This is a genomic window from Flavihumibacter cheonanensis (assembly GCF_022352215.1).
Taxonomy (GTDB): domain Bacteria; phylum Bacteroidota; class Bacteroidia; order Chitinophagales; family Chitinophagaceae; genus Flavihumibacter; species Flavihumibacter cheonanensis.
The window spans coordinates 193385-200425 of record NZ_JAKRWF010000005.1 but is presented as its reverse complement, the minus strand read 5'-3'; the positions used below and the strand labels follow the sequence as shown (position 1 = coordinate 200425).

The window sequence follows — 7041 nt, the reverse complement described above, 5'->3', positions numbered from 1 at the left end:
CCTCAAAACCAATCGCTTATCTACTCTCTCTTACGCGCCGTTCGGGTTGCAAAGGTAAAGGCTTTTTCTCATTCCATCCAAACTTTTTTTCAAAGTTTTTTTCAAGCCTTTTTTCAGTTCCATAACCATCACCAGTTACTTCCCTTACTCCCCCCTTTTTCCAAGAACTACCCGCTTTATTTCTGCAGCGGGGTGCAAAGGTAACAGTGTTTTTTTATTCCCTCCAAATCTTTTTTCAAAAACTTCTCAAGACTCAAAAACTACTGCCCAATCAAAGATCTAATCCCGCTTCCTTTCAACCCCTTTTTCTCATCTGCGGGGCGCAAAGATAAGAGCAGATCAAATTGATTTCCAAATAAATATTGAAGATAACAAGACCGTAATTAACTCAAATCCGCCACCAGAAAGGCTTTAAGGTTAGATATATTTTATACACTAATATCAGCCTCTCTTTCCCACTCCACTGAAATAGCCATCCGGGTAGTTTACTTTCTCCAAAAACAACCCATGTGGAGGTACTGCAAAATCAGCCTTCGTACAGTCGCGGGCTTCAATAACCGCCCTGAATTCATCCAGTTTCATCTTACCCCTGCCCAGTTTCAACATGGTGGCGGTCAGGGCACGTACCATTCCTCTTAAAAACCGGTTTCCCTTTACATAATACTGAAGGTTTCCGTCCGCATCCTTATTCCATTCACTGCAGTCCAGCCTGCATAGAAAGGTCTTTACCTGGGTATTGCGTTTGCTGAAACTGGTAAAATCCTGGTATTCCTTTAATATGCCCGCCGCCTGCTGCATCAGCTCCAGATCAAGCTGATAAGGGAAATAATAGGCCCTGTCCCGCAGAAAGGGATTCTTCCGGCGGTAAATATGATATCTGTATTCCCTACTTATCGCATCAAACCGGCTGTGCGCTTCCGGTCGCACGGCAATCAGCTTTTCTACAGAAATATCACCGGGCAGAATGGCATTCAGATTATACAGCAGTCGGGTATCCAACTCCCTGTTTATATCAAAATGAAAATAGTTCTGTAAGGCATGAACACCTGCATCAGTTCGGGAAGAGCCCGTCAGTTCAATCTTGTCCCTCAGAATGGTTTGCAAGGCTTTCTCAATTTCGGACTGTACCGAATTAGCATTCTCCTGCCGTTGAAATCCTGCATAAGAAGTGCCCATATAACTCAGCTCCAGAAAATATCGTTTCATTTCAATTCTTCCTTTTGTTGCCTGGGTATTTCCAGTTCGATGCGATCCACTCCATTTGCCTCCTGTACTTCATAAACCAGTATCCAGGCGGTGGCGGTTTCCGTTTTGCTAATTAACCGGATTGCAGGAACAGAAGCTGCAGCCACCGGGGATCCAGGTTTCGGGCGATAATATAATACGGCTGAATCATTCACAACCTGCGATAATCGAACTGCAAATGCATCTGTCCGTTTGAGCATTCCCTGGTAAGGATCTGATTTGGGGCCTAACCTGCGCGTAGGCACCAGTTCATCCAGTTTGCTGTCATAAAGCCGCCATCCCTCCTGTTTCATATCTTTCAATACCCAGCCTTTATCTTTCTCTGTTGCTGGTATAGTAAAAACAAATGCAGCAGCCGTTTGCCCGGGAAAACCCAGAATAAGATCTCCTTTCAGCTTATGAAGCGAGGTTAACAACATAAACCCTTCCGGCGCGGAATGGTAAAGCGTGTCGCGGGTTCTGATATAAAAGGGCTCCCCTTTTTCCGATTCGATATACACAAAACCGGTTTGCTGAGCCTTTATACCCCCTGCACAACACAAATAATAAAGTAGAAAAAGACTAGTCCGCATTCAGCCTGAAAATTAGGTATAATTCCAGTTCAGCTGACCGTTCTTCATTTTCAGCTTTTTTTATGAGGCCCTTTGAAACCGAACGAATAAATTTACCCGGTAAAACATACATATGAAAAAAGCACTATTGCTGCCTTTGTGTCTTTTAGCACTTACGGGTTTGCATGCACAGGAAATTGCGAAAAAAGAAGATGAAAAGCTTGGTATCTACAGAGAGACTCCGGCGAAAATCAACAACCTGGTGCATACCAAACTGGATGCACGCTTTGATTATAACAATGCCTGGCTGAATGGAAAAGTCTGGATCACCCTTCAACCACATTTTTACCCAACCGATTCCCTTACGTTGGATGCTAAGGGTATGGACATCAAAACAGTTGCCCTATCCTCAGCAGGAAGGAACAATCCGCTAAAGTACAGGTATGATGGACAGAAGCTTTTCATCCAACTCAATAAAACCTATACCAACAAAGAAAAATACACGGTATATGTAGAATATACGGCCAAGCCAAATGAACTGAAAGTACAGGGCAGTGCTGCAATCACAGATGCAAAAGGTTTGTATTTCATCAATCCAAAAGGAGAAGAAAAAAACAAACCTACGCAGATCTGGACGCAGGGAGAAACAGAAGCTACTTCCGTGTGGTGCCCTACCATCGATAATCCGGCACAAAAAACCACTCAAGAAATCATGATGACTGTGCCAGCTAAATATGTAACCCTAAGTAACGGAAAACTGGTTTCCCAGAAAAACAACACGGATGGCACCAGAACGGATCACTGGAAGATGGATCTACCACATGCCCCCTATTTGTTCTTTATGGGTGTGGGCGACTATGCCGTAATCAAAGACAACTATAAGGGAAAAGAAGTCAGCTATTATGTTGAAAAAGAATATGCCCCTGTTGCAAAAAGAATCTTCGGTCACACACCGGAGATGATGGCCTTTTTTGGAAAGGTAACCGGGATTGAATACCCCTGGGCTAAATATGCGCAGATAGTTGGCCGCGATTATGTGAGTGGTGCGATGGAAAACACCACTGCAACACTGCACCAGGAAAGCGCCCAACAGGATGCAAGAGAACTGGTGGATGGCAACCGCTGGGAAGATGTGATCGCGCATGAACTGTTTCACCATTGGTTCGGCGATTATGTTACAACCGAAAGCTGGAGCAACCTGACGCTCAATGAGTCCTTTGCTGATTACAGTGAAACACTTTGGAATGAATACAAGTATGGTAAGGATGCAGGTGCAGCTACTTCCTATGCTGCAATGGAAGGTTATCTCGCCAATCCGGAAAATGCCAGCAAAAACCTGGTACGTTTTCATTACCACGATAAAGAAGACATGTTCGATGCCGTTAGTTATCAGAAAGGCGGAAGAATTCTGCACATGCTGAGAAATTACCTGGGCGACAGCGCCTTCTTTAAATCGCTCAACAAATACCTGACGGAAAACAGGTTCAAGGCAGCAGAAGCACATCAACTCAGATTAGCATTTGAGGAGATCAGTGGAAAGGATCTGAACTGGTTTTTTAATCAGTGGTATTTCGGCAGTGGTCATCCCAAATTGGAAATTACCTATAACTACAATGATGCTGCTGGCACTGCCACTGTCTACGTGCAACAAAAGCAGGAAGGAGACAAGGTATTTCAATTACCAATGGCAATCGATGTTTATGAAGGTGGCAAGAAAACCAGGTACCAGGTAATGGTGAAAAACAATATTGACAGTTTTCAATTCAGTTATAAAAAGAGGCCGGACCTGATCAATGTGGATGCAGATAAAGTATTGCTGGCTGAGAAAAAAGACAATAAGACGGTAGAACAGTTTGCCTACCAGTATAAAAATGCAGGTAATTATCTCGACAGAAGAGAGGCCATAGAATATGCGGCTGAACAGCAGGGCAATACTGTTGCTCAATCAATACTGATGCAGGCAATGAAGGATCCTTATCATGGATTACGCTCACTCGCTTTGCAATCCCTGGATCTTAAAAATGGCACCATCAAAACTGCTGCTGAAAAAACGATTGCGGAGCTGGCGGCAAAGGATCCCAAATCAACTGTCAGAGCAAAAGCAATTGAAATACTGGCTGCCTATGACAATGAAGCCTATACTCCTATTTTCAAGGCAGGTCTGAACGATTCCTCTTATTCTGTTGCAGGAGCATCGCTTTCCGCAATTATGGAAAGAGACAATACTTCAGCAGTGGAAGCTGCAAAGAAAATGCTTGCTCAGCCAGTGAAAGGAAGCCTGGTTCCTGCCATTACCAATATTGCGGCTAAAAACAACCTGTCAGAAGCAACTGCTCCTATCAATGAAGCATTCGGCAAGATGCCATTATCACAGGAAAAACTGGAGTTACTCGGACCATATGCCAAATTGCTTGCCAGCTCTAGTGATGCTGCCCAGGTTAAAACAGGTGTTTTCCATATAGTGAAGTTCCGCGAAGGTATTCCGGCACAATACCGGACACAGATTGATCCTTATATCAACAATATGATTCTGCAAAGTATCCAGCAAGCCTGGCAAAAGAATACCAGCGCTGAAGCGAAAGAACTAGTAGAGTTTATTCAAGCTGCGCGCAGCGGGGAGAAGAAAGGGTTTTGAGAAGTAAGAAGTATGAACTGAGAAGTAAGAAGTGGGGATTACAGATCAGCGGATTGGTGGGTACCGGAGGTAGGGAGTAACCGACATGAAGCGAAATTTCAATGAATAGTCCTCTAACGGGTAAACATCTAAATCAAAGGGCTGTCTTGAAGGAGGCAGCCCTTTAAAATTTCATAATAGCCGTTATGCGCAACGGGGATTGTTTGGCTTTCTATATGAAGTCTGATTCGATTTTTGGATTAACCGCCCCAGTTGATTCAATTATCTTTCACTCTGAGCTGATTTTTTACCAAAATGAGTCGATTCCCCGGATCGTTACTGCCAGCAATTCCTGATGGCACTTCCATATAAATTTCCACAAAATGAAGCATCAGCTTGCTTTCTATTCCAACATGCCAACAATTTGGCAGGAAGGGAATGGTGAACTTACATATATCCTACAGAACGCCTACGTACATCCTACGTATAAGAAAGCATAATAGATAGATAATCAATCACTAAAGTATCGTTAGAATTGAATCAATTGAATCAAAAGGGGGGCTGGTGGCTAAACCATCGGGGTAAAAAAGCGAGGCAAAAAAGCGAGGCAACGAAAAAGGCTGCCTCTAATGAGACAGCCTCTATAATTTAATCTGTTGGATTTAGGTATCCTTTCTTTCTTTAGCCCATCTTTCCCATGCCCATCTTCCATTCCCCCTTTCTTCCCTTCCTCCCTCTTCCATGCTACCAGTCCCCGCCGGCTCCTCCGCCTCCAAAGCCACCACCGCCGAAGCCTCCAAAACCTCCTCCACCACCGCCGCCGAAGCCTCCACCTCCGCCGCCACCAAATCCTCCCGGGAAGAAAATAGGCGGACCGCTATTCCAGCCACGATAGCCACGTCGACTCAGCATTCCGCCACCACCACGACCACCTCCACCACGTGAAGCAAAGATGATCACCATTATTATGATGAAAATGATTAACCCTACCGGAACTCCTTTGCCATCTTTTCCCCGGTCGCGATAACCTTCCGGCGCTTTGTATTCTCCGGCAGCCGCTTTTATCAAAGCATCCGTAGCCTCATCCAGTGCGCGGTAATAATTACCCGCCTGCAAATTGGGAATCATTTCCCGGTCCACGATGCGTTTGGCAATGATATCCGGAATTGCTCCTTCCAAACCATAGCCGGTTGCGATATAAACCTTTCTTTTTTCCTGGCCATCATTGCCGGTAGAAATCAGAATTACAAGCCCATTATTGAACTCCTTACCACCCACGCCCCATTCTCTTCCAAGTTGCGTTGCATAATCGTTAGGTTCCAGACCATTTAGGGTTTTCACCAATACAACCGCAATCTGGTTAGAAGTAGTATCATCATAGGCAACCAGCTTGGCTTCCAGAGAAGCTATCTGGTCTGGAGTCAATAATTGTGCGGCATCGTTTACCAGCCTGGGTGGAGTAGGCTTGGGCAATACCCTGCTTTGCGCTGAAACAGTCAGCGTATAAATAAGCAGCGCTACCCAGGCTAAGAGTCTTTTCATACTGTACTTGGTTGCTTAATGACCAAAAATGATGTCATCAGGCAATTCATTTTTATCGGTGGTAGGCTTATATGGGAAATGCTGGCTAAGTATATCGCCAATATCATGAATGGCGAGCACCAGGCCTTCTGCATAAGCATTGTTCCGAAAGTGATTAATAACTACCCCAATCTCATTTTTCCAAAAATCCGGACCGGCAATTTTATGAATGCCATCATCCGCCCAGATTGCCACCTGGTGATCCTTGGAAGCAATATAAATGAGAACGGCATTGCGCTCCTGCGTATGATCCATTTGAAGCAACCAGAACAACTCTGCGGCCCGGTCAATCGGATTTACATACTTACAGCGACTCTCAATAAAGACCCTGATTTCTCCACTTGTCTTCTGTTCGGAAGCACGGATGGCTTCCAACACCCGCGATGCTTCTTCATGGGTGAAAAAACGAGCCTTGCGCTTAAGGAAAAAAAATGCCATCAGTCTTAGTTAAAATTGACTGTGGGAGCTTTTTCAGATCCAGCTTCCGCTTTGAAACCTTCTTTTACTGCGAAGCCAAACATACCAGCAAAGATATTATTGGGGAAACGGCGAACAGAACTATTGTACTCCTGAACAGCCGCGTTAAAATCATTCCGGGAAACTTTGATCCGGTTTTCTGTTCCTTCCAGTTGTGCCTGTAAATCGCGGAAATTCTGATTGGCTTTCAAATCGGGGTAGTTTTCAACTACTGCCAACAGACGCCCCAGTGCACTGGTTACGCCAGCCTGTGCCTGCTGGTATTCAGCCAGTTTTTCAGGAGTAATATTGGTAGGATCAATCTGAACAGAAGTTGCTTTTGAACGGGCTTCAATTACCTGGGTAAGTGTTTCCTGTTCAAAATTGGCAGCTCCTTTAACCGTATTCACGAGGTTGGGAATCAGATCGGCTCTACGCTGGTAATCACTCTGGACATTCGCCCATTTGTTTTTCACATTTTCATCCAAGCCAACCATACTGTTATAACCACTGCAAGCCCGGAAACCGAAGAGTACCAATACTCCGAGAACAATAATCAGGATCAAGTTTTTTGAATTCATGGCAGAGAGTTTA

At 44.6% G+C, this 7041-nt stretch carries 6 protein-coding genes; 1 reads left to right on the top strand and 5 read right to left on the bottom strand.

Translation table 11 applies throughout. From position 1 onward, the window contains the following. Positions 1 to 441: 441 nt before the first annotated feature. A complete protein-coding gene (truA, locus tag MD536_RS19825) occupies positions 442 to 1206 on the bottom strand; it encodes a tRNA pseudouridine(38-40) synthase TruA (RefSeq protein WP_239603330.1) in 765 nt (254 codons plus the stop codon). After that, positions 1203 to 1745 carry a hypothetical protein gene (locus tag MD536_RS19820; protein ID WP_239603329.1) on the bottom strand — a complete coding sequence of 181 codons (543 nt, stop codon included), beginning with the start codon at positions 1743 to 1745 and terminating at the stop codon, positions 1203 to 1205. The genes truA and MD536_RS19820 overlap by 4 nt, the downstream gene beginning before the upstream one ends. A gap of 184 nt (positions 1746 to 1929) precedes the next feature. Between MD536_RS19820 and MD536_RS19815 the strand changes: the two genes are divergently transcribed. Next, positions 1930 to 4431: a M1 family aminopeptidase gene (locus MD536_RS19815; protein WP_239603327.1), complete on the top strand. Its 2502-nt coding sequence runs from the start codon at positions 1930 to 1932 to the stop codon at positions 4429 to 4431. A gap of 723 nt (positions 4432 to 5154) precedes the next feature. Here the strand turns inward: MD536_RS19815 and MD536_RS22010 are convergent. Genes MD536_RS22010 through MD536_RS19800 form a run of 3 tightly spaced genes read right to left on the bottom strand, consistent with a single transcriptional unit; the run spans position 5155 to position 7028 of the window. Next, positions 5155 to 5952, bottom strand: coding sequence for a TPM domain-containing protein (locus tag MD536_RS22010; protein ID WP_262916060.1), 798 nt, complete (start codon positions 5950 to 5952; stop codon positions 5155 to 5157). A gap of 15 nt (positions 5953 to 5967) precedes the next feature. Then, on the bottom strand, positions 5968 to 6429 hold the full coding sequence (locus MD536_RS19805) for a TPM domain-containing protein (RefSeq protein ID WP_239603326.1): 462 nt from the start codon (positions 6427 to 6429) through the stop codon (positions 5968 to 5970). Between the two features lie 5 nt (positions 6430 to 6434). Further along, on the bottom strand, positions 6435 to 7028 hold the full coding sequence (locus tag MD536_RS19800; protein ID WP_239603324.1) for a LemA family protein: 594 nt from the start codon (positions 7026 to 7028) through the stop codon (positions 6435 to 6437). Between the last annotated feature and the right edge of the window lie 13 nt (positions 7029 to 7041).

Excerpts from the sequence above, each read along its gene's own strand:
- truA (WP_239603330.1), bottom strand. The coding sequence starts at position 1,206 with ATGAAACGATATTTTCTGGAGCTGAGTTATATGGGCACTTCTTATGCA.
- MD536_RS19815 (WP_239603327.1), top strand. The coding sequence starts at position 1,930 with ATGAAAAAAGCACTATTGCTGCCTTTGTGTCTTTTAGCACTTACGGGT.
- MD536_RS22010 (WP_262916060.1), bottom strand. The coding sequence starts at position 5,952 with ATGAAAAGACTCTTAGCCTGGGTAGCGCTGCTTATTTATACGCTGACT.
- MD536_RS19805 (WP_239603326.1), bottom strand. The coding sequence starts at position 6,429 with ATGGCATTTTTTTTCCTTAAGCGCAAGGCTCGTTTTTTCACCCATGAA.
- MD536_RS19800 (WP_239603324.1), bottom strand. The coding sequence starts at position 7,028 with ATGAATTCAAAAAACTTGATCCTGATTATTGTTCTCGGAGTATTGGTA.